The following is a 22,423-nucleotide window of genomic DNA, read 5'->3' as shown; positions in this document are numbered from 1 at the left end:
AAATTTCTCTGATTCGCCTGAATCAAGGCGAGTTAACCGGCCTGGTTTAACCAAGTTGTTGAAACTGTGCGGTTAAGGCCAACCGATCGACCTTGCCTTGGGCGTTGCGGGGAATTTGGGTCAAGGGTAGCCAGCGTTTGGGAATTTTGTAGCGACTGAGCCGATCGCCCAAGGCCGATCGCAGTCGATCGGGCGTGATCATGGCGCTCACCGGCACATAGGCCGCCCCGATCGCCTGGCCCCATTCCCGATCGGGCAGCCCCAACACCACCACATCAACCACCCATCCCGTTTCCCACAGGGCCGCTTCCACCTCAGCGGGATAGACATTTTCGCCCCCGGTGATGATTTTGTGGCTGGCGCGGCCCACCAGATGTAACCGTTGGGCCCCGTCAAAATAGCCCAAATCATCCGTCAGGAATTGCCCCGTGGTGCTGGTGTCCAGAGGGGTGAATCCTTGGGCACTCAGATAGCCCACCGCCAAGGAATTCCCCGCGATCGCCACTCGGCCGATGGTTGACCTGCTCCCAAGCGGGTTGGGTATGGGAATGGGCGGGGAAAGAGAATCGTGAGCCCAGTCTGGCTCGATCGCCACCGTCGCATGGGGTAACACTTGCCCCGCGCCTCGGGCCCCGGCCAGAAACTCAGCGGGCCGCAGGGTGGCGACTTGGGAGGCGGTTTCCGTGGAGCCATAGGTGGGAGCCAGCCGCACCCCCACCGCCTGGGCTTGATCCAACAAGGCCGGCCAGGCGGGCGCACCCCCCAACAGGATCACGCGAAATTGCTTCAGCCAAGGGGTTTCTGGCCCCAGCAGCCGCACAAGTTGGGTGGGAACCAGGGACAAAAACCCGATCGACCCCAAGCGCAATCCTTGGGAAATGGGGGCCAGGGCCAACCGGCCGCCGCCCCAAAAGCAGCGCAAGACCTGCATTAACCCGCTGGCGTGGCACAGGGGCAAGGTGCAAAGGGTGCTGTGGGCTTGGGGGCCGGGCCAATCTTCCGCAAAATAAGCGCAAAAGCCGGCCACGGAAGCGGCCAACGATCGGGGTTGGTGCAGTGCAAAGCGGATTTGGCCCGATGTGCCGCCCGTCGGTAACCCAATCCAAGGGTCTGCGGCTGGCGGTAAGGGAGCGCGATCGTCCGGGGGCGTTGCTAGGTCTGTTTCGCCTTGGGTTTCCCAGAGTTGATCGGGCTGCAACCAATTCAACACCTGGGATCGTTCAGCGGCGCTCCATTGGGCATTGCCTAAAAAAACGGAGCATCCTTGGGCAACGGCTGCGAAAAATCCCGCCAAGAAGGGTAACGGCTCCGATTCCAACAGCAAAATTCGCCGTTGGCTTCCCTGGCAACCCGATCGGGCCAGGGCCGCCGCTCGTTCCTCCGTGGCCCGCAGCAGCGCCTCGGCCTCAAGGCCCCACAGCCACCCGGCCGCCGTCCGATCGCGCAATGTGGCCAGCCAGCGATCGGGCGCGGCCCAGGCTAAATCGGGCGTTAGGATCGCCGGTTCCATAGGCCTTCCAGCCAACGAGGGGGCAAGGGATCCAGCCAACTGCCCACCCCAAACCCCAAGGCCCGCGCTGCCCCCGGCCGCGCACCCGCTTCCGCCAATCGCAGCGCGGCTCCTTGGCCCACAAAACTTTCAAACACCGAAGAAAACACGCAATCGAGGCCACGGGTTTGAATGGTGGCCTGAAGGCGGCTGGGAAATCCGGCAATGCTGGGTTTCAGGACAAATAAGCCGCGCCAGCCCCCTTGAACGGCGGCTTGCAGGTGTTTGAACTGGGTCACCGATTCATCAAGGGCGATCGGGGTGCGGAAATTCGGGGCGATCGCCTGCATGGGAGCCACCTGGGCCAGGGGCTGTTCCAAAAATTCCACCCGATCGCCCGCTCCGTCGCACCGTTCCAGCCAACCACGACAGGCGGCCTCCGTGAGCGCCCCGTTGGCATCCAGGCGCAACCGGCCCTCCGGCGGCAGGTTCCCCAACAATTGCGCAAACCAGCCCCATTCCAATTCGCTGGCAAAAACGCCAATTTTCCACTTGAAGGTGCGATGGCCGGCTGTCCAGGGATTTTGCCAACTGCTCAACACCCGTTCACCGGCTGGCAACAGGGCCGCCAGCCGATCGGGCGGGAGGGTGAAGGGGGCCGGTTCCCGATCGTTAGCCAGGCTTTTGAAGGCCGATTCCAAAGCAAATTGACAACAGGGCAAAGTATCTGGAATTTGCCACAGTTGAGCCGGTGAAATTTCCCCATCCAGCGATCGTAAAAAGGCGATCGCCTGCTCCAGGGTTTCAGTGCCAAACCAAGGCAAGGGTGCGATTTCTCCCCAACCGAATCGATCGGCTTCATCTCGCAGCCGCACCACAATTCCTTCGCGCTTGGCCCAACTGCCATAGCTGGTTTGTAACGGACGCACAAAGTTGCGTTCGTAGTATCGAAATTGCACATTCAAGCGATTCGATCGCACCAGTTTCCTCCTGATTTTAGGCCGGGGGGTTGGCCACTACTGTAACCAAGCGCCCAACAGAAAACCGCCACTGAGGGCTAAACCGCTCCAAAAATGAAATTTGACGGCGATGAATTTGCTGTTGCTGACCCGATCGGGCTGGTCGTGGTGTTGGCCCACATGCCGACACAGATGCAGAGCGAGCGGCAGGCTCAAACCCGTGAGCAACGTCCAAAGGGGGAAAGCCCCCCACAGAACTCCCGCAATCACCACCCCAAAGGCCGTGCCACAAAGCCAGGGCAGCAGGGCGGCCGATCGAGCCGTGCCCAGCCGGGCCACGGGCGATCGTTTGCCTGCCCGCAAATCATCAGCCACCTGATGGAAATGGGAACAGAACAAAATCAGGCTGGTGGTGATGCCCATAAACAAGGACGCACCCCAATTCAGCAGCGACCAACTTTGGGTTTGGCTATAGTAAGCAGCGGCCAGGGCCATGGGCCCAAAGGTGACAAAACAGATGGGTTCTCCCAACCCTAAATAGCCAAAGCGAAAGGGCGGCCCTTGATAGCTATAGCCCAAAACACAACTGGCTAAAATAATGGCCAAAACCGTCCAATCCTGTTGGAGCCAAGCGATCGCCCCAATGGCTGTAATTCCGGCCACTAGAAACAAATTAGCGATCACGAAAACGAGCGATCGATTGCCGGTTAAGTTCACCACGGAATGGGCTTTATTCACATCAATGCCCGTATCGGAGTCAAACACATCATTGGTGAGATTCAACCAGGCAATAATGGCAATGGCCGCCCCTAAAAATAGGGCCAAAATTCCCCCATTCAGCCGTTGGGTTTCAAAGGCAGCCGTGGCGGATCCCAACAGAATCGGCATCACTGCCACGGTATACATGGGTAATTTAATTGCGGCCTTCCATAGTTGGCGGCGGGAGGGCGCTTCGGGCGGGGCGGAAAGACTGGGAGCAGTCATAGGGTGATCACGACAGTCAACGGTGGTAGATGGGAGCTTGGGCAACCGACAGGCCCAGGGCGACCTTGCCCATACCCAGTTGGGGTTCAGACAGGATTCAGGCGCGGTTCAAGCAGGGCGATCGGGCGGGGCGATCGGGTCACTGCTGAATCATGCCAAATTTACCAGATGCGCCTTAGGGGGCGGGTATTATTGAGGAAACTCGATTAAGATAACCAGTAGTCGAAGCATTGCGGCAGTTCGGACGATAATTAATTTTTTTTACAGCCTTTAATCAAATCTGAATTCTAATGTTAAGCGCACTGGGTCAGCAAACAGATTTGCTCTCACCAACGCGCCTCTATTGCATACTTGAGGCAGCTCGGGACGAGTTCTTGCGATCGTTTCGATCGCAAATTGTGCGTTTAACTTTTGAAATTCCGGCGCTCGATCCCCTGGAAGTTTTTGCTGAGTTTTCCCAGGCGGATTGCCTCAGTTTTTATTTTGAAAAACCCGATCGCCGATCGGCAATTGCCGCCTTTGATCGCACGGTATCCTTGGCGGTGGCCGGGAGCGATCGATTCACCAAAACCAAGGCCTTTGCTCGAAAGATTCATGGTCTGTTGCGGGCGAGCGATCGGGCCTATGGCAGGGCCGAGGGCGATCGCTCGGCCTTGACCCGATCGATTCCGTCGCTGCTTTGTGCGTTTCCCTTCCTCGATGAACCGCGCGATCTCGGCAGCCCCTTTGGGGAAGCGTTGATTTTTTTACCCCGCTGGCAAGTGGTTCGCCGCACCACTCCCCAAGGCCCCATCACCACATTCACGGCCAACGCTTGGGTGGATGGTTGCACCGATTTGGATCAGCTCTGCGGGGAACTGTGGCAACCGCTCGATCGACTGTTGCAGTGGCGTAGCAGCAGCACCAGCTTGAGCGCCAGGACAGCCCGTTACCAGTCCAGTGGGTGGGAATTGGCCGCGCCGGATGATCCGGCCTTTTTGGCGGCGGCCCGATCAGCCCTGAAAGATATTGCCGATCGGCAATTTTGCAAGGTGGTGCTGGCGCGGGCGATCGACTGGCAAGCCCCGGAACCCTTGGATCCGGCCCTGTTGCTCCATAACCTGCGCCACCGCCACCCCGGTTGTTACACCTTTGCGGTGGGGAACGATCGGGGGCAAACCTTCTTGGGAGCCAGCCCTGAATGTTTGGTGGCCATTGATCACGGCCGGATTGCCACGGAAGCCCTAGCCGGGTCGGCCCCGCGCGGCACCACACCGGAACTCGATCGGGCCTGGGGCGATCGGCTGCTCAACAACCCCAAGGAACTGCACGAACACCGATTAGTGGCGGATTTCATTGCCGATCGGCTTGCTCAGTTGGGGGCCCATCCCAAGGTGGCCGTCAAGCCTGGCCTGCGCAAATTGAGCAATATTCAACACCTGCAAACGCCGATCTGTGGCCGGTTACCGCGCAATGTGGATCCATTGGATGTGGTGGCGGCCTTGCACCCCACCCCGGCCGTGGCGGGCTTGTCTCGATCGGCCGCCATTGCCGCCATTGATCGCTACGAACCCTTTGAGCGATCACTCTATACCGGGGCGATCGGCTGGCTCGATCCGATGGGAAACGCGGAATTTGCGGTGGGGATTCGATCGGCCCTGATCCAGGGCGATCGGGCCCGGCTGTTTGCGGGCGCGGGCATCGTGGCCGGATCCGACCCCGAACGCGAGCTGGCCGAAATTCAACTCAAGCTCCAAGCCCTCTGGGCCGCCTTAATTTAACCACTGGCCACGCTAAGAGGTTTTAATTGTGCGGATCTAGTCACCCGGTGCTACCGGACATCCGGGCGATCAACCCCCATGGATCCCACTTCAACCTAGCCTTTAACCCAATCGAGCAAGACCAACGCAAAAGAAAAAAATTACCGCAAGAAACGGATCTGAATCCCTGCCCGGCTGGGGCGGCTTTTGGCTTGCTTGGCCAAGGAAGTTGGTGGGGGGCAAGGACGAAGCGCCAAACCCAGTTTTTGATCAGTACCAAAAATCTTTGCTACGCTGCAGTGGCTCAACAACCGGAGTCATCACCGGATCAGCCGGGATCGCCCTCCAGTCTTCACTGATCCCCATTTCCTTGACGAATCACCATAACTTTCCTTCGGACAGTGCTTGGAAAAATGGGCTAAGCAGAGTATAACGAAGTGTAAAGATCTCGATCGAGAGACCAACCGTTTCGATGTGACTGCCCCCATCGAGCGTGATTCTGTATCCTATTGCGCTTTCCTCAAAGCCACATTCCTCCACACTGACCGGAGTGTCGTCTGTTGCAGTCCGCGTCTTTCCCGTATATCCATAGCAATTGACTTTGAATAGCGCCCGCAAGCCACAGCGCCTATGAAAGACTTCTCTGCCCGTTTAATGAATGCCCTGGGCCTGGCCTATTGGGTCGAAATCACGACCCAGGTTCCTCGGTGCACCTACTACTTTGGTCCCTTTAGCTTGGAGTCCACAGCTAAAGCATCGGTGGCCGGTTATGTGGAAGATTTGGAAATCGAAGGAGCACAGGGCATTGCGGTGAAGGTAGCCCGCTGCAAACCCACGGATTTGACCATTTTCGATGAAGCAGAGGAGGCGGCCCCGAGCGATCGCCCTTTCTCGATGGTCAGTAGCCAGGCTTAGGGCCCCTGCGATTCTCGGAAAACCCCTCGTGCGATCGCCCGGCAGCCCTCGGTGATGGGGATGATCCCAACGGGCGATCAGGAGGTGAAGAATCGAGCGACCTGGCTACTCAATTTGATTCTGAATTGAGGGATGACGGTCGGTGCCATCTAAACCGTCATCCTATTTGGTGTTCATGAGCCGTTTGTATACCCTTGTCCGCAATCGGTTGAGTTTGCCTAAAGATTATTGCTAAGAACTAGGCTTCAAAGTAACGGAAGTTGACCGGGACTCACAGCAGACTTGCTCTTAACCACCGTTTTAGTCAAAGCGTTTGTCTCCAGCAGTTGTTGCCGAGATAACGTGACTCCTTGGCAAATTCGATCAAGTAATTCCGCCTGTTGGGGTTCCAGCTCAACTAGCCAGCCCAGCACATTCAACAGGTTCAGTAACTCCGTGGTGTACTCGGGCAACCAGCGATCGGGTTGGATCTGGCTTAAGGGAGAGGGAGGACGGCGATCGCCCAAGAGGGGGCGGCTGCGATCTCGCTTACGATAGCTGAACCAATGCAGAATCACCGGTTTACCAGAAACCTCATAATTCCAAACCGCAGCGGGCACGTTGTCGATATAGCCATCGCCCACATGGAGCCGATCGTGGCTGGAATCGTGGCTAATGGTGTCTGGCATTCGGTCAGGATCAGCCGGAATCTTACCATCCTTGGGGATTGTCGGGCGGCGATCAGTTCGCAGGCGCGGCGGCCCCGGTGGCCGGCCCTGGCTCGGGTCAGCACAGCGATCGCCAAACGTATGCAACCACAGCACCTGCTGCCCGATTTCCAACGCTTCAGTAAATAACGCGGGATCGGCAGTCAACGGAATCCGAATTCCTGGTGTTTTTAGCTCCGTTTTAAAGCGCTTTGTAAAACCCGAATGGGCGGCAACTGCTGCCAAATACGCCAACAGCAATTCGGGTCTAATAGCTTGACCAAACGTTTTACTAAAATAGTCCAGTAACTCAGGCTTGATGTTAGAAACCCTTGCCTCAGCATCAGCCCAAAGCGGAAAAACTCGCCCTCCGAATGAACCTTTGTAATGGTCGAGATCAGGGATGAGTGCAGTGAACGTAAAGCTAGGCCCGGTAGCTGGTGAAGTTCGTGAAAGAGCTGTCAAATAAATTTGATGGTCTGAGTGCCACTGCCAAATAGTCGGATTTGGTTGATTGATTAATCGATTATCGGGAATAATCCATTGACGATCGAATGATCGATATGCATACTCCATTGGTTGCACAACCGGTTGAGTTTCATTCGCCACTGATACTAAGCGTTGGGGTTGACCGGCCAAGGGCTGATTGATAACCTTTGCTGAGTGTTTATCTCCTGGCTTACCTTTCCTCAGATGGGGATGAAAGAGGCGATCTTTTTGACTAATGGGAGCCTTGATTAACGTTTGCCAGCGTTGACTTAATGATTCAACATCAGGTGCAATCACCCAGGTACGACCTGGCATCACGCCCGAGCCGTTGTAGTTAAAAAAGTCCTGTAAGCAAGGATAGGTTGACCAAGCGCCATTTGAGCCAGGGGCAAAGGGCGATCGACTGCCCGATTGTGAACAGTCTGTATCCAAGGGACAGTCGAGCCAATCGGGCCCATCAAGGGTGATTTGGCTTAATTCAGCAAACTTTTGATCCCGCAATCCGATCGGTAGTGTTCGGAATTTTATAGTTGCCAACTCATTGGCCTTTTTCTGCTTTGAACGACTTGCGAGAACAATACAAACAGGCTGCTGAACCCCTTGAAACAGTCGTGTATTAACGTCCGGTTGATGACCTTCGGGGGAACAGTCAATTACCCAAATGCGATCGCAGACTTCCCGCAAATACTGCCGCATTCGCTGAAAGCCAGGCCCGTTTAAAAAACCAGAAACGGTGATGAAGCAAATCATTCCCGTACTGTTATTCGGGTGATGGTCAAAAACTTTCCAAGTGGCCCAGCGCCAAAAATAAACATACAAATTGCGTAAGTGCTTCGCATGGGCGCTCACACCCCAATCCTTCGACGGTTGCCAATCATTTAACGGTGCAAGGGTTCCCGTTTGAGAATTACCAGACTCCACCCAACCGCCACGCCCTTTTGCTTTTTCCTTATAGGGTGGGTTACCAATAACGACGGTAATCGGTTCTGTACGTTTGATTTGGTTGGCAGCTTTGCGAGATTGGGCGATCGGGGCCAGCAGTTGCGGAATCCACCCGGCATCATCCTCCGGATCAGCCAAGGTATCAGCCACAAACATTCGCAGGGATTCGGTCGGACTATCCCCAGTTAACGTAATAATTTCCGCTAAAATTCGCAATTGGGCCACGGCAAACGGTCCCAATTGCACTTCAAAAGCAATCAATCGCTTCAGGGCTGCATTAATTGCCTGGGGAACTGCCCCTTCTCCTTCGTTCTCGCGCACTGATTCAGCAATTTGCTTGAGAATTCCCAGCATGTAAGTTCCCGTTCCCGTCGCTGGATCGATGACGGTCACGGATAGCGCAGCCAAACCCGAATGCAGACCAAAACTGGGACTCTTTAAAAGATCATCAACCAACCGCACCATCGTTTCAACAACAACCGGTGGTGTGTAGTATGACCCGGTTTGTTTGCGTAACTCGTTATCATAAACTTCTAGGAAATCTTCATAGAAGTAAAGCCAGGTTTCAGGATTACCCTTGTTAATCGTTACCCAATCCACAGCATCAAGAACTTGGGTGAGCGATCGCAACGATGTTTTCAGCGTCGCCTGATTTTCAGAGGTTTCCGTTAATAATCGCAGAGCTGCACCAATCAGCGAATAGTTTGCTTTGAGGGCAATTGCCACGCGATCAAGACCCTGCGCCAACTCAATTCCATTAGCCCGAGCCATGAGTAACCCAAACGTTACGGCCTGTGCATAACCATCGGCAAATTTCCCATCTGTTGCATCGGGGAATAGCAGTTTTCGCCAATCTTCTGCAAGGACTGTCAGGGCTTCAGAACCTAAGGCTAATTGCTCAACCACCTCGTCTCTTAATAACCGACAAAGACGCGCACTCATAACCGCCAGTTCCTTTGCATTACGGGGTGGAACTGCCTGCCAAAATAAGAATTGACGAAATAGATCAAGAAGACTTGCTGGTGCAGTTAATTGTTGTCCTGCCGTTGCAATGTCCCCAGAGCAGGAAACGATCGAGCCAACTAATTTCCCATCTTGCCAGAGACTAAAGCTATTGCCATCGGAATAAATCAGATTGGGAAGTGCCTTTAGTTTTTCCCATTGAGCCTTATCGTGGCGATCCTTAAACTTTCTGGGATCTGCACCTTTTCCGGGGGCTTTGAGTTCAATAAATCCCACCCAAACACGCAGCACAGTAACGGAATAATCGGGGCGTGTTTTCAAATCTCCAATGGCCGATTCTCCGACCGGAATCACATCACCCTTTTTGAGTCCAATCAACTCAGCCAGATCTATTAATAATTGCTCAAAGGGGCCTCTGAGTTGATCTTCAGGTTGTCCACTGGTTGCTGGGTTAGAAAGCTTTCCTTTAACTGCTTTTCCGAAAGCTGCAATCGCAGATTCGAGGCTTAGATGCATTTTCGAGATGTGCTGGATTGTATGGATCGCTCAATCATGCGCATTCTATTCACTTTACCAAGGACTGCCGATCGCCACGAAGGCGGCCCAGTAGTAGGGATGGGCCAGGGAGCCGGAATTGTCGGGAAGCGACGGCAGGGGGATCGGCCCCCGGGCGCTGGAGGTGAGGCCGCTCCCTTCGACGCGGACTCGTCCTTCAATCATGGCCATTTGGGCCTGGCGCAGGGCTTGGGACTTGGTGGGGGCGATCGAGAGTTGCCGATAAAACTCGCTCATGAGGGCCAGGGTTCCTTCGTCGCTCACATACCACAGGCTGGCGAGGGCAGATTTCACACCCGCCTGCACGGCCAGCCCCGCAAACCCCAACTCCGCATTCGCATCACCCACGGCCGTGCGACAGGCACTCAGCACCAGCAATTCCACTGGCGGATTGTTCAAACTCAGTTCCCGCAGTCGATCGAGCGTCAGGCGCTCCTGATTCCAGAACTGAATATAGGAATTCACCGGTTGGCCGGGTTTGAATTCGCCGTGGGTAGCCAGGTGCAAAATGGGGGCCGGTTGCCGTTGGCGCTGGGTTTGCAGGTTGGCGATCGTGAAGGCTTCGTTCAGGAAGGTGGTGGTTTGGGCCCGTTCTTGGGCAATGGTTTGCAGCTCCATGGGCACGGCAGGCAGGGGATTCAACCCCGCTGGAAATTCGGAAGCTCCCATGGCCAAAATGGGCGCATCTCGAAGGCTGACGTAGCGGGCATCGGTTAGGTTAACGCTAGGGGTCATGCCCAGGGCAAACCGCTGCACCAAAAATTGCTGACCATCATGCAGGGCGGCCCAAGGGAGCGATCGCAGGCCCACATCGGGCGAGATCAGCAGGGTATCGATCTTTTGGGCGGCCAGTTCTGGGGCGATCGGGGCGATCAGCCAGCGATCGAGCTGTTCTGCTGCGGTTCGGTAGGCGTTGCCCCGCCGCAACACAGGATTGGTGATCGCTTGGCGCAGGCGATCGGCGGCGGCCAACACTTCGGCCCGGCCCACGCCCGATCGCCGGTAGATCGGTTCCCCGCTGCTGGTAATCACCACCAGATCCGTTTGTTGTTCCTGCAACATCACGTAGATCAAGGCGGTTCGGCTGTTGGTTTGTTGCCGAATGTCACCCAACAGTTCCCGCAAGGAGGCGCTGCTCACGGGGTTACTGGTGATGGAACTGTCCAAATAGTTCTCAATTTGTTGTGTCCAGGCGTTTTCCAGTTGATCCAAACCCAAGTCAAAATTTCCCTGCACGAAGGTATCGCCCAGACTGGCATCCAGGGCTAAATTACTGGCCTCAATGTCAGCCAGCATGGCAATACTTTCAGGGCTAAATTCGCCGCCGGGCCACAGTTCGCCCGGTTCAGGGCCAAATTCGCCATCGGGCCCCAACTCACCCGGCTCAGGGCCAAATTCGCCATTGGGCCCCAGCTCGCCCGGTTCAGGGCCAAATTCCCCCGGATCCAAGGCTAGATTCCCCTCTCCCCAAGGGCCACCGGGGCCAAACTCCCGATCGCCAAAATCCCCTTGAGGGCCGGGCGGGTCAAACTTTCCGGCTTCAAAGTCGCTGGCAATATCTTGGGCGTTGTTAGGGGGTAGCCGATCGCCCAGTTCATCGAGAGATCCGGGGCGATCGGGAATCGCTGGCGGCACGGGGAGCGGCGATTGATCGCGCAACACTTGCAAACCCGCGCCCCCCTCTTGGCCATTCACCGGCCCCGTCACCAAGGCCGTGCCGGGTTCCAGGGCCACCGTGTCGCCAGTGCGGGTGAGTTGCACGGTTCCATCGTCCTCCACTGCAATGCTGGTGGCGACATTTTCAGCGGGGCCGCTCAGCAGTTCCGGCAGGGTGAGGGGTGCAAAGAATCCCGTATCGGCGGGCCGAATTGGGCTGTTTTCGGGGCTGCTGAGGCCAGGGATGCCAACATCGAAGCTGAGGATGTTGCCGATCGCCTGGATCCGCACCACCCGATCGCCCTCCACGGCGGCCACCGTGACGGCGTTGGCCCCTGAGGCGATCGACCCCGTAGAAAGGACGGTTCCCCCCAGGAGGGCTACCTGTTGATTCGCCTGAATGGTTCCATCGTGAACGATCGACCCGGCCAGGAACGGCGAAAAGGCAAAGGCCGTGGGCGTGCCGTTCAGGCCCCGCAAGTCATTGCCCTCAAAGACGTTGAACCACTGAAGACCAAATTGCACAGCGTTGGCGCTGGTGGCATAAAAGCTGCCGGGTACGTTCACCTGGGCCGTGCTGCCAAAGACGATGCCCGCCGGGTTCAAAAGATAAAGATTGGCGGAACCACCGCTCAGTTGCACCAGGCCATCAATCACCGAGGGATCGCCACTGCTAATCCGACTGAAGATGTTCTGGATGCTGGGATCGATGATGAAGGTGGCCCTGTCGCCCGGTTTCAGATCAAATTGCTCAAACCCATGGAAGAGGTTGGTTCCACTGCTCGATCGACTGCCACCCGTGATGTTGAACTGTTGATCATTGGGGCGATCCACAAGGGTTCCCAATCCGTCATCAGCCGGAACCACTTCGGCCAGGGCCGGGCCGCTGATCCAGACTGGGCCGAGGGCGATCGTGAATCCCAACCAAAATCCTAACCAGGGCCAAACTTGCGAGATCACGCGAAAGGACATGAGGCGATCCTGAGGTAGGGGAGCGGAAATGATGGTTGTTAATCGAGCAGTCGATCGGGCAATTTTCCGGAAGCGGGTGAAGCGCCTATTATTCTAGGCTTCGTCCCCCATGCATTTGCTGGTTTCCCCCGTGGTCTAGTCGAGCAACTCCGGTTGTTTGCCTGGGGCCGAAATCCACATGCCTTTAGGCGGGGGAGGATATCAAGAATTATCTATTCCAGGAGACTGAGCCGTTATGGTGCTAACCGCTTCAATGATGTTGGAATTGGGTACTCTGGCTCCGGATTTTGCCCTGCCGGAGGTGACCACAGGGGAAACCATTTCCCTGGCAACGGTGGCCGATCGCCCGTTGCTATTGGTGATGTTTATCTGCCGCCATTGCCCCTACGTCAAGCATATTCAGGCGGAGTTGGCCCGGTTGGGTCAAGATTGGGGCGATCGCGCCGGGATCATTGCCATCAGCGCTAATGATGCGGCGGCCTATCCCGATGATGCGCCCGATCGGCTGGCGGACTGGGCCCGGGACTGCGGATTCAACTTCCCGGTGTGCTATGACGAAACTCAGGCGGTGGCCCAGGCCTACTCGGCCGCCTGCACCCCAGATTTCTTTGTTTTCGATCGCGATCGCGCTTTGGTCTATCGTGGCCAGCTCGATCGCAGCCGCCCTGGCAACCCAGAACCCAATGATGGGGCAGATTTGCGGGCTGCGTTGGCGGCCGTTTGGGCGGGGGAACCGGTTCCGGAACCCCAAATTCCCAGCTTGGGTTGCAACATCAAGTGGAAACCTGGCAATGAGCCAACCTATTTTGGTCTCAGTGCAGTTTAGGGGGCGGTTTAGGGGATTGCCGGTTGGTCGGGTGCTGCCGCCGCCATGCGTCTGGATCTCGGCCTAGGTCTCAGTCTAGATTTCAATCTAGGTCTCAATCATGGGTTAATCAACGGCACAAGAAGTTAGCCAATAGCTATGAGCGATCGTCCCCGTTCTCGAAAGATTCAATCTAAGAGTCAGTCCAAGATTCAACCCAAGAGTCGATCAACGAGTCGATCAATCCCCCGAAATACCCTATGGGGAGCGATCGGGTTGGCGATGTTGCTGTGGGGGGTGGGTTCTTGGGGCCGCGCCACTGATCCGGTTCCGGGGCGATCGGTCTTGGCGAGTAATCAGCTAATTGGTAATCCGCTTAATGACCAGTTTGCTGATCGGTTTGTTGGCCGATTTGATGATCAAATTAATGATCAACCCAATAATCCACCCAATAGTCAGCAATATCTCAATAACCAACCCCATCAACCGCTTGCTCAGTGGCTCATGAGCACGCGCCGATCGAGCGATCGGCGCTATTCTCGGGCCGCTTTAGACTATTTCATGGAAGTGGCTTTTGGGAATGAGTTTTCTAACAATCCTGATACCAACTACATTCGCAAGTGGGCCAACGATCTGCAATTAGCGGTGCGAGGTAGGCCAACGACGGACGATCGGGCCACGCTCGATCGCATTGTGGGGGATCTCAATCAATTATTGGGCGGTGCAATTCGGATTCGCTTCACCACTCAAAATCCCAATGTGGTGATTTACTTTGTGCCGGAAGCAGATTTTCCAAAATATGACCCCCACTATGTGCCCCGAAATTTGGGATTTTTTCGGGTTTGGTGGACGGGCAATTTAGAAATTCAACGGGCCCAAATTTTAATTAGCACTACGGGGGTGAGCCAACGGGAGCGATCGCACTTGATTCGGGAGGAACTGACCCAATCTCTGGGCCTGATGAATGATGCGGAAACCTATCGCGACAGCACGTTTTATCAGGGTTGGACAGAAACACAGGAGTTTTCGCCGCTCGATCGGGACTTAATTCAAATGCTTTACGATCGCCGGGTGCGCAGTGGTCAAACCCGTGAACAAATTCGCCAACTCTTCCGTTGACCATTGGGACTCCAGGCAATCCGCGTCAGACCGCTATCTCCTTGGGTGGAAATTCGGCGCAGCAGCTCGCCCCGTCGGTTCCAAATCCGCACCTCTTGGTTATGACTGGCGGTGGCAATTTGTTCACCGTCGGCCCGAATCGCCAAGCCCCAAGCGATTTAAGTGCAAAGAATTTAAGTGCAAAGAGTGTAATTACCAGTTAACCAACTTGTCCATCGTGATTCAGCAACAGAATCGGAGTTGTAATTCAGGGACTCTAACTGTTGTGCGGATTCTCTGTGCAATGCCGAATGATTTTGGCAGGAACACCGCCCACGATGTAGCCATCGGGCACATCTTTGGTGACCACTGCACCGGAAGCAATCACCACGTTGTCACCAATTGTTACGCCGGGGTTGATAATCGCACCGCCGCCAATCCAAACGTTGTGGCCGATCGCGATCGGCTTGCCAAATTCCTGACCCGATCGGCGCAAGTCCGGGTCGATCGGGTGGGTGGCCGTCAAAATGCTGACCCGAGGGCCAATTAGGCAATAATCGCCAATTCGTACTTCACAAACATCCAGAATAATGAGATCAAAATTGGCATAAAAATGATTGCCTAAATGGATGTTATAGCCATAGTCACATTTAAAATTCGGTTCAATATAAATTTCTGGTGGCACTGTGCCCAACAGGTCGCGCAAAATGCTGAACCTTAGGCTGGGTTCTTCTTCGGTGGTGGCATTATAGCGGCGGCAAAGTTGGCGAGCTTGGGCCCGTTCTTGAACAAGTTGGAAATCGGAGGCTAAGTATAGTTGACCTGCGATCATTTTTCCTTTTTCGCTATTTTCTTTAGCAGAATTAGCCATAATTAGCCACCAAAAATTGATCGATCTTCATCAAAATCAAAATCCCAGGAGCGATTTATGAATCATAATCATCTCCTGGAATTTTATGGAACCTGTGCAGTTGTGGGATTGATCAGCCTGGGTCGATCGCGCTGTGCCGCAACACCTTTGGGATTGATCAGCTCCCGATCGATCCAGTGCTGAATCGATATAGAAACCGAGGCTTAATCGGTGTACGTATAGGTTTCCCCGCCGCAAATCGTGCCCGAACTGACCGAATCTGAACCATCCGCAAAGCGAGCCATGAAGTCATAGGTACAATCTTCGCGGCCGTCATCAATGGTGATGTCAACAGACTCGCCAGGATTCAACACATCAACCCCCAAAATGTCCTCTTCCCAAGAACTGGTGCTGGGGGGCGAAGCGTAAAAATGCGTCATGGTTGAGCTAGTGCCATTAACCAGTGTGAAAGTCACTGACTCTGTGTTCGCTTTGGCCATGGCTGCCGACAGGGCCACCATCGGAACTGCAATGGTGGCCGCCAAGGCCGATTTCAAGGTCGATCGCATCGTCCATTGAGTCATATAAAGTCTCTCAAGTTCTCTGCGAGGATGTTTAAAAAGTATTCTTTGGCACGGGCAAGCACCAATAGTCGTGGAGACAAGGGGCTTAAGCCCCTTGTCTAAGTCGATCACTGGGGCGTACAGAGTAGCAATTTTGGCTTTTCAGACATCCTCTAAGGTGATGTGGAGAAATGGTCAAAAACCGAGGTTAAAAAGCATTTCTCAGCCAACGATTTTAGTCTTGAATCGCAGCCAGCAGCAATTCCTCGATCGGGCGATCGCCAAAGGTACTGGCGGGGAACGTATCAACCACGTCGAATTTGGCCCCCAACCCCATTAATTCATCATCCAAAAACTTTAAGAAATTGGTTGCGCTCGGATCGTTTCCCACTTGCACAAAGCTAATGGCCAATTGCTCATCAACGGACATCTTTTTGGTGGCCGCGACGATCGCTTGGGCAGCAGCGGCCTTGTCATCGGGCTGACCATCAGTAATCACCAGTAGAGTCAAGGGGACTTCCGCTTGCCATTTCTTCAACAAAACGGTATTTAGAAGTCCTGCTAAATTGGTAGAACCGAAGGGTTCATTTTGGCTAAAAATTTCGGCCACCGTCGCCGCCGTTGCATTGCCAAATTCACGAATTTTGCTGGCAAAAGTGTAAACTTCAATGCCATCTGGATCCAGTTTTTCCACTGCTTGAGCCAGACCAAAAGCTGCTTCCGCAACAGCAGCCCAGCGGGTTTGTCCATTGGGAAGGGATATACCCATGGAGCTGGAAGCGTCAATCGCCAAAATGTAATCGCGCTTGAGGCTAATCATGTCTCAATTTGATAGGAGAAAAGTGGTTAAACGATCAGAGTGTCTAGAGAAGTTATGCAACTAGCGTCAATCGTTTTCAGGAAATTGGTCGCTGAATCATGCTCCATTCACTGATCGTTAATTCTTGAACATTAAGCACATCAATTTATCTTAATCTTGGATTGCAGCAAGCAGAATTTCTTCAATCGATCGGTTACCAAATTCACTCGCAGCAAAGGTATCAACCACATCGAATTTAGCGCCCAATCCCATTAACTCATCATCCAAAAATTTCAAGAAATTGGTTGCACCTGGATCATCACCAATTTGGACAAAGGTAATCGCTAGTTGCTCGTCCGATTGCATTTTTTTGGTGGCGGCCACCAGGGCTTGGGCGGCGGCGGCCTTGTCGTCCGGTTGCCCGTCGGTGACGATAATCAGGGTGGTGGGCACTTCGGGAACCCACTTTTGCAGCAACACCAGGTTCAGAAGCCCGGCCAGGTTGGTTGACCCAAATGGGCGATTTTGGCTAAACAAATTGGCAACGGTTTGAGCGTCGGCGTTGCCATATTCCTTGACCCCAGAGGCAAAGGTATAGACCTGGATGCCGTCGGGATCAAATTGTTCGATCGCCTGGGCCAGTCCAAAGGCGGCTTCGGCAACGGCGGCCCAACGAGTTTGACCGTTCGGCATCTGGATGCCCATGGAGCTGGAAGCGTCCACGGCCAAAATATAGTCTCGGGTTAGGTCAGTCATGATTTCACGCAGGCAATTACTTTCCAATATCCTAGATACCGCTAATTCGCCCTCATTGATCCCAATTTTCCTATTGAATTAATGCTGATTGAATCTTTTGGATCAATCTTTTAGATCAACCTCAGATTGCATCCTAGGTATCAATGCTGGCTAACAGCGCAATCGGGCGAGATCGGGCGAGATTTGGATTAACCCAATCTCTCGTGGCTCAATGCTAGCTAGATATCTGTACCGGGTTGATTGTTGGGTAGCTGATTGTTGGGCAATGAATCGCTAGGGGCTTGATTATTGGGGATGGATGGTGAATTGGCGGGGCGATCGGGTGCGGCGGGACTGGCGGCGGGGCTGGGCGACTCCAGCGGCGTGACCCATTGGAAGTCGATCGCGATTTTTTGGTCACCGACTTTCACTTGGGTCACTTCAATTTCGCGGGTTCCGGCGGCCAGGCGCTGAAAACTATCCGCCAAAAGCTGATTCACGGTGATGATGCGGGGGTCGGCCAAGGTGATACAGGGCGAATCCACGCGAGCAATTTTGGCTTCTAGGAGTTGCTTAGAGCTGGCTTGCAGCACAAAATCGAGGCTACCGGGTTCTAGGCGCTTGTCGGGACAAACGAATTTGCCAAAGGCTCGCACTTGCCCCTCTTGGATTTCAAAGCGATCGATGGTTTCCACAAAAGAAGCGGGATCGCCTTTAAAACTGATGGGGTTTTGGTTCAGTAGGGTTTCGGAAACTTCGTAGCCGCTGTTAACCACCAAGTTGCCGTTTTGGATGTCGGCTTTGAAGCTGAATCCACAGCCCACCAAGGGCAACAACAGGGCGATCGCCCCGAGGGTGGGAATGCTTGGCCGTAGCTGGAAACGGGCTTGCGATAATCGAGATTGCCTAGCCGATCGATTCACGGCGATCGCCCCTCCCTCTGGGCTGATTGCGGTGCGGAATGCTGAAAAATGGCTGTTGATTAGCCCTGTTCGGTTCCCAACCTAGCGCGATCGCCCTAGGCAGCATCCACACCGGGAACCCGTACCGCATTCATCGGAAATCCGCTGGGGGGCTGATTTTGCCCCTGAATTGACTGCCCGATCGCCTCCCTAGTAGCGTGGCTGCCTTAATTCGCTGGGTTAAATGACATGGCTGTTACCGTCACCTGATCGTTAAGCAGCAAGATGCTCAAGCCCCTTGTTACCACGACTGGCTCCGCAACTTTGACCCAATGTCTTAAGCCTGTCGCGCTACTAGGGTTGGGGTGACAGATAGGGCGAGGCGATCGGGGCTTGGCGTTTTTGCCAAACCAAGGCTTGATAGAGCGCCACGGCCACATCTGCGCGGGTTGCTGGCCGCTGGGCATCCAGGCGATCGCGCAAGGGATAGTAAGTGACCAGATTGTTTTGGCTGGCGGCGGCCACCTTGGGCTGGGCCCAGCGGGCTAGGGCCAAGCCGTCGCTGTAACGCTCCAGTTGCCGTTGGCGATCGGGCGGTTCCGGCAGCGGCAAATTCAACCCCGAGGCAAGGGTGATATAGAGTTCGAGGCGAGAAATCGGTTGTTCGGGGGCGAATTGTCCATTGGGATAACCGCGCATTAATCCCAACACAACGGTTCGATCGACGGCGGATTTTGCCCAATGGTCGGCCGCCAAGTCCGGGAAGGGCAGGGGCGATCGCACCGTGGGCCCCGCCCAGGCATCTCGCAAAATGGCCGCCAATTCAGCCCGGGTCACCGGTTGATCGGGCTTGAAGGAACCATCCTCAAACCCGGCAATAATTTTGTCTTTCCGCAGTTTTTCAATGAAGGGATAGGCCCAATGTTGCCCGTCCACATCCTGAAAGGGCGCGGCTACTGGCTCCGAGGCGGCTGGCGCAATGGCTGGTGCAACAGATGGCGCAGGGACGATCGGCTGGGCCGGAGCGGCAGAAATGGGGTTGGGCCCCGGCGCGGGAGCAGCAGGAGCCAGGGTTTGGCTAGCCACCGGGGGAGCCGTGGGGGAGGCTGCTGGGGCCTTGGCGGGCGCGCCGGGCTGGGGTGTAGGGGCGATCGCCTTTGTGGGTTCTGTTCCTGTGCCCTTGGGCACTTCAGGGGCAACGGGGCGAGATCGCAGCAAGCCCTGCCAACCCGCTGGGACCGATTGGCGACTGGCAAACCACCAGAACAATCCCCCAAAGATTAGCAGGGCCACTAGGACCGCAATCCATTCGTCATTGGTCTCGCGAGCCGATCGCGATCGATCCTCGGGCAAGGGCCCATCCGGCAATTGAGACACGCACCACCTCCAAACTCAGGCCATGGCCGGGGTTTTCACTTACTCGCGCCTGAGGCACAGGGCGACCCCGGGGCTTAACCGTTCCCGGCCCCTTGAAGGTCGGTGGCGGCTAAGTCTCCGGACAGCCTAGCAAATGGCCCGCTGGGAGGCAAAATTAGGGCGCGATCGCAGCCGCGCTCCTAGGAGTCCCGCAAGTCCAAGGACTGATGGCGACGCTGACGACTCATTTCATAGAGCGCCATCCCCGCCGCCACCGAGGCATTCAGGCTGGGCGTGTGGCCGCTCATGGGAATGGACATCAACACATCACAGGTTTTTTGCACCAACAGGCTCAGGCCATCTCCCTCTGCGCCAATCACCAGCACGATCGGGCCCGTGAGGTCTACCTTGTCGATCGGTTCACTGCCCTCAGCAGCCAAACCATGGATCCAGAAGCCAGCAGCTTTCAGGGTTTCCAGGGCTTGAACCAAGTTGCCCACTCGTGCAATGTTCAGGTGCTCGATCGCGCCGGCCGCCACCTTCACCACCGTGGAAGTCACACCCACGGCCCGCCGTTGGGGAATGATGATACCCTTTGCGCCCAAGGCTTCGGCACTGCGGGCGATCGCGCCCAAATTGTGCGGATCCGTCACCCCATCAACTGCTACCAACACGGCGCGATCGGTGGCCGCTTTGGCCTTTTCAATCACATCGGCCAAGTCCAAGTAGTCATAGGCCGCCGCCTGGGCTGCCACGCCTTGGTGATTGCCTCCGTCCGTCAGCCGCGCCAGTTGGCTGTAGGTGGCTTCGTCGATGATCGTGCCGTTGGTCTTCGCCGTTTGCAGCAGCCCCATGAACCGGGAATCGTAGCGCAACTGCGGCACGATCCAGAGTTTGTGCAGGGTGCGCTCGCTCTCTAGGGCTGCCAACACCGAATGACGGCCGTAGATGATGTCATTGTTGGTTTCGGCTTCGCCCGTGGAAGGGTTGCCATTTTGGGCATTGCCATCAAAGGCATGGGCAGCGCGATCGCGCCCGCCGAAGTCCCGGCCCTGGCCGTCCCGATGTTGCTCGCGGAACCCATCCCGACGGCCGCCAAACTTGCCCCCTTCGGGACGGCGACTGAAGGCCGGGCGGTCGCCTCCGCGATCGAACCGAGGAGACCGATCGCCCCGTTCACCCCGATCGCTCCGTTCACCGCGATCGCCCCGGGGTGAACCATAGTCACCATCCCGACGCTCATCCCGGTTGCGCTCCGGCCGGTCAGGTCGATCGGGTCGATCGCCAAAGGGGCGGCTGAACTTGCCTTGACCCTTGCTAAATTTCTTGCCTCGGAAGTCTGAACCCTCACCCCCGCGCGAGTCCCGGTTCTCTTCCCGGTTCCAATCACCCCGAGGACTAAAGGGACGATCGCCCCCACGGTTTGGCCGATCGCCATCCCGGCCACGGCGCTCAAAGGACTGGCCGCCCTGACCGCCACCAAAAGGCTTGCGGCCAAAGGATTTGCCGCCAACGTCCCGGGACTCGCCATCGCGCTGGCCGGAGCCATAGCCCCGTGATCCTTGCGATCGATCCTGGGATCCCTGCGATCCCTGAGAGCCATAGCCCGATCGCCCCTGGGAACCATAGCCCGATCGACCTTGGGAGCCATAGCCCGATCGCTGGCCGCCGTAGTCCTTCTTTTCCTTGCCAAAGTCCCGGTCTTGGCCAAAATCCCGGCGATCGCCCCCGTCATAGTTGCGACGTTCCCGGTCTTCCCCGGAGAACCCGAAATCATCCGCGCGATCGCGCCGTCCCTCGTAACGCCCCTTCGAGCCTTCTCCCCCTTGGGAACCTTGATACCGTCCCTTGCCCTGAAACTGTCCGCCCTTAACCGGTTTCCCCGGACGCTCAAACTTGCTGGATTGACCGGCTTGGCCTGCTGAATTGCCGGTACGACCCTTACGATACGAAAAATCAGTCATGATGAAGAGTTGCGATCTACAGTCGCATGAGAGGAAACAGACGGCGACAAGTCCAACCGGGCCAACAACTCGGTCAGTCGGGACGGCTGGGTTAGATAGAGATAGCCCACCAAGGTTTCAAAGGCCGTGGCGGCCTGGTATGTTCCACCCGCGAGCCGTTTCGGACGCTTATCAGTGGCATTGCGACCGCGCCGAACTATCTCACGTTCAGCCTCGGTCAGGTGGGGCAGCAGCGCCTCTAGATGGCGGGCTTGGGTTTCAGCGCGAACTTGAGCAACCACGCGATCGTGATAGGTTCGGGTGCGTGATTGCGGCAAGAGGTAATAGCAGCGGATGTAAAGTTCGTAAACGGAGTCGCCTAAATAGGCCAAGGCGGCCGGCGACAGACGTTGAATTTCGGCTGCGGGAATTGACGAACTGAGGGGGAGGGGCGATCGCAAGGCCGCGGCGGCTAGCCAGCCTGCTTCGACACTCGGGGAATCCGTCGCGATCGCCGGTTGTAACTCCACAGCCAATCTTAGCCTTGATTCGATTCAGAAACGCGCTTAATCGCCACTTCAACCGAATCTTGGAGTGATAGGAAGCTTTCGAGACGCACGAGTTTAACGGTCTGGGTGACGCGGGGATTCGTCACAATCTGGAAACTACCACCTGCACTCTGGGCCTTTTTCGCCAGTTGCACCAGAGCGCCTAGCCCAGAACTATCTACAAAATCGATATGCGCTAGATCCAGCACCACATGGGGCGGGCCGTCTTCAACATACTGCCCGAGCTTTTTGCGGAACGTGGGTTCCGAAAATGCATCGAGCAGCCCTGTGAGGCGGAACAGTTGACAATCTCCCTTAACTTCGCGCGTGCCTCGTAAGCTGACGGTTAGGGTAAGTTGCTCGGGAATAATGACCTCCTAAGAACACCGTCGCAATCTAGACAACATCCCAATATAAGGATTCCGAGCCTGGTTGTCCACTGAATTTTGTGCGGGTAGCCGCCCGGCTTTTGGGA

The 22,423-nt window shown here is 55.8% G+C and carries 19 protein-coding genes; 4 read left to right on the top strand and 15 right to left on the bottom strand.

Translation table 11 applies throughout. The annotated features are described in order from the left end of the window. Positions 1 to 46 precede the first annotated feature (46 nt). The 3 genes from AC2IAX_RS00265 to menA are packed head-to-tail and all read right to left on the bottom strand — an operon-like array spanning position 47 to position 3,432. Complete coding sequence (locus AC2IAX_RS00265; protein WP_494388814.1) at positions 47 to 1,510, bottom strand: AMP-binding protein; 1,464 nt, start codon at positions 1,508 to 1,510, stop codon at positions 47 to 49. Further along, positions 1,492 to 2,469: an o-succinylbenzoate synthase gene (locus AC2IAX_RS00260; RefSeq protein WP_494388813.1), complete on the bottom strand. Its 978-nt coding sequence runs from the start codon at positions 2,467 to 2,469 to the stop codon at positions 1,492 to 1,494. The genes AC2IAX_RS00265 and AC2IAX_RS00260 overlap by 19 nt, the downstream gene beginning before the upstream one ends. 36 nt (positions 2,470 to 2,505) lie before the next feature. Next, a complete protein-coding gene (menA, locus tag AC2IAX_RS00255) occupies positions 2,506 to 3,432 on the bottom strand; it encodes a 2-carboxy-1,4-naphthoquinone phytyltransferase (RefSeq protein WP_494388812.1) in 927 nt (308 codons plus the stop codon). A gap of 290 nt (positions 3,433 to 3,722) precedes the next feature. Between menA and AC2IAX_RS00250 the strand changes: the two genes are divergently transcribed. Further along, complete coding sequence (locus AC2IAX_RS00250; RefSeq protein ID WP_494388811.1) at positions 3,723 to 5,192, top strand: isochorismate synthase; 1,470 nt, start codon at positions 3,723 to 3,725, stop codon at positions 5,190 to 5,192. A gap of 609 nt (positions 5,193 to 5,801) precedes the next feature. Beyond that, entirely contained in the window at positions 5,802 to 6,086 is a 285-nt protein-coding gene (locus tag AC2IAX_RS00245; RefSeq protein ID WP_099533216.1) for a DUF1816 domain-containing protein, read from the top strand. 245 nt (positions 6,087 to 6,331) lie between these two features. On the opposite strand, the gene AC2IAX_RS00240 is transcribed toward AC2IAX_RS00245, so the two are convergent. After that, on the bottom strand, positions 6,332 to 9,145 hold the full coding sequence (locus AC2IAX_RS00240) for a type ISP restriction/modification enzyme (RefSeq protein WP_494388810.1): 2,814 nt from the start codon (positions 9,143 to 9,145) through the stop codon (positions 6,332 to 6,334). Between the two features lie 591 nt (positions 9,146 to 9,736). Then, positions 9,737 to 12,349: a CHAT domain-containing protein gene (locus AC2IAX_RS00235; protein WP_494388809.1), complete on the bottom strand. Its 2,613-nt coding sequence runs from the start codon at positions 12,347 to 12,349 to the stop codon at positions 9,737 to 9,739. Between the two features lie 235 nt (positions 12,350 to 12,584). Between AC2IAX_RS00235 and AC2IAX_RS00230 the strand changes: the two genes are divergently transcribed. Then, the gene (locus tag AC2IAX_RS00230) at positions 12,585 to 13,175 is read left to right on the top strand and encodes a thioredoxin family protein (protein WP_494388808.1); all 591 of its coding nucleotides are present in this window, start codon (positions 12,585 to 12,587) and stop codon (positions 13,173 to 13,175) included. A 261-nt stretch (positions 13,176 to 13,436) separates the two neighbouring features. Next, the gene (locus tag AC2IAX_RS00225; RefSeq protein ID WP_494388807.1) at positions 13,437 to 14,273 is read left to right on the top strand and encodes a DUF2927 domain-containing protein; all 837 of its coding nucleotides are present in this window, start codon (positions 13,437 to 13,439) and stop codon (positions 14,271 to 14,273) included. On the opposite strand, the gene AC2IAX_RS00220 is transcribed toward AC2IAX_RS00225, so the two are convergent. The 10 genes from AC2IAX_RS00220 to AC2IAX_RS00175 form a co-directional block, all read right to left on the bottom strand. Beyond that, positions 14,237 to 14,419: a hypothetical protein gene (locus tag AC2IAX_RS00220; protein ID WP_494388806.1), complete on the bottom strand. Its 183-nt coding sequence runs from the start codon at positions 14,417 to 14,419 to the stop codon at positions 14,237 to 14,239. The two genes, AC2IAX_RS00225 and AC2IAX_RS00220, sit on opposite strands and share 37 nt — an antisense overlap. A 110-nt stretch (positions 14,420 to 14,529) precedes the next feature. Further along, positions 14,530 to 15,084, bottom strand: coding sequence for a sugar O-acetyltransferase (locus AC2IAX_RS00215; protein WP_494388805.1), 555 nt, complete (start codon positions 15,082 to 15,084; stop codon positions 14,530 to 14,532). Positions 15,085 to 15,326: 242 nt separating this feature from the next. Continuing rightward, positions 15,327 to 15,686, bottom strand: a complete 360-nt coding sequence (locus AC2IAX_RS00210) for a hypothetical protein (protein WP_494388804.1) — start codon at positions 15,684 to 15,686, stop codon at positions 15,327 to 15,329. Between the two features lie 214 nt (positions 15,687 to 15,900). Beyond that, a complete protein-coding gene (locus AC2IAX_RS00205; protein ID WP_494388803.1) occupies positions 15,901 to 16,485 on the bottom strand; it encodes a vWA domain-containing protein in 585 nt (194 codons plus the stop codon). A gap of 150 nt (positions 16,486 to 16,635) precedes the next feature. Further along, positions 16,636 to 17,220, bottom strand: a complete 585-nt coding sequence (locus tag AC2IAX_RS00200; protein ID WP_494388802.1) for a vWA domain-containing protein — start codon at positions 17,218 to 17,220, stop codon at positions 16,636 to 16,638. 218 nt (positions 17,221 to 17,438) lie between these two features. After that, positions 17,439 to 18,122: a hypothetical protein gene (locus AC2IAX_RS00195; protein WP_494388801.1), complete on the bottom strand. Its 684-nt coding sequence runs from the start codon at positions 18,120 to 18,122 to the stop codon at positions 17,439 to 17,441. 333 nt (positions 18,123 to 18,455) lie between these two features. After that, positions 18,456 to 19,478 (bottom strand): S-layer homology domain-containing protein, encoded by a 1,023-nt coding sequence (locus AC2IAX_RS00190; protein WP_494388800.1) that lies wholly within the window; start codon positions 19,476 to 19,478, stop codon positions 18,456 to 18,458. A 179-nt stretch (positions 19,479 to 19,657) separates the two neighbouring features. Then, positions 19,658 to 21,421, bottom strand: a complete 1,764-nt coding sequence (gene rlmB / locus AC2IAX_RS00185) for a 23S rRNA (guanosine(2251)-2'-O)-methyltransferase RlmB (RefSeq protein ID WP_494388799.1) — start codon at positions 21,419 to 21,421, stop codon at positions 19,658 to 19,660. After that, positions 21,418 to 21,861 carry a Mini-ribonuclease 3 gene (locus AC2IAX_RS00180; RefSeq protein ID WP_494390442.1) on the bottom strand — a complete coding sequence of 148 codons (444 nt, stop codon included), beginning with the start codon at positions 21,859 to 21,861 and terminating at the stop codon, positions 21,418 to 21,420. Before AC2IAX_RS00180 ends, rlmB begins: the two co-directional genes overlap by 4 nt. A gap of 77 nt (positions 21,862 to 21,938) precedes the next feature. Next, the gene (locus tag AC2IAX_RS00175; RefSeq protein ID WP_099534531.1) at positions 21,939 to 22,316 is read right to left on the bottom strand and encodes an STAS domain-containing protein; all 378 of its coding nucleotides are present in this window, start codon (positions 22,314 to 22,316) and stop codon (positions 21,939 to 21,941) included. Positions 22,317 to 22,423: the final 107 nt, after the last annotated feature.

The organism is Limnothrix sp. HT2024, from assembly GCF_059138625.1.
Note: the sequence above shows the minus strand (reverse complement) of the source record. Positions and strands in the feature narration are given on the sequence as shown.

Bases quoted from the DNA above. Each gene is read 5' to 3' on its own strand.
- AC2IAX_RS00265 (WP_494388814.1), bottom strand. From the start codon at position 1,510: ATGGAACCGGCGATCCTAACGCCCGATTTAGCCTGGGCCGCGCCCGAT.
- menA (WP_494388812.1), bottom strand. From the start codon at position 3,432: ATGACTGCTCCCAGTCTTTCCGCCCCGCCCGAAGCGCCCTCCCGCCGC.
- AC2IAX_RS00250 (WP_494388811.1), top strand. From the start codon at position 3,723: ATGTTAAGCGCACTGGGTCAGCAAACAGATTTGCTCTCACCAACGCGC.
- AC2IAX_RS00245 (WP_099533216.1), top strand. From the start codon at position 5,802: ATGAAAGACTTCTCTGCCCGTTTAATGAATGCCCTGGGCCTGGCCTAT.
- AC2IAX_RS00240 (WP_494388810.1), bottom strand. From the start codon at position 9,145: ATGAGTGCGCGTCTTTGTCGGTTATTAAGAGACGAGGTGGTTGAGCAA.
- AC2IAX_RS00235 (WP_494388809.1), bottom strand. From the start codon at position 12,349: ATGTCCTTTCGCGTGATCTCGCAAGTTTGGCCCTGGTTAGGATTTTGG.
- AC2IAX_RS00230 (WP_494388808.1), top strand. From the start codon at position 12,585: ATGGTGCTAACCGCTTCAATGATGTTGGAATTGGGTACTCTGGCTCCG.
- AC2IAX_RS00225 (WP_494388807.1), top strand. From the start codon at position 13,437: ATGTTGCTGTGGGGGGTGGGTTCTTGGGGCCGCGCCACTGATCCGGTT.
- AC2IAX_RS00215 (WP_494388805.1), bottom strand. From the start codon at position 15,084: ATGATCGCAGGTCAACTATACTTAGCCTCCGATTTCCAACTTGTTCAA.
- AC2IAX_RS00210 (WP_494388804.1), bottom strand. From the start codon at position 15,686: ATGACTCAATGGACGATGCGATCGACCTTGAAATCGGCCTTGGCGGCC.
- AC2IAX_RS00205 (WP_494388803.1), bottom strand. From the start codon at position 16,485: ATGATTAGCCTCAAGCGCGATTACATTTTGGCGATTGACGCTTCCAGC.
- AC2IAX_RS00200 (WP_494388802.1), bottom strand. From the start codon at position 17,220: ATGACTGACCTAACCCGAGACTATATTTTGGCCGTGGACGCTTCCAGC.
- rlmB (WP_494388799.1), bottom strand. From the start codon at position 21,421: ATGACTGATTTTTCGTATCGTAAGGGTCGTACCGGCAATTCAGCAGGC.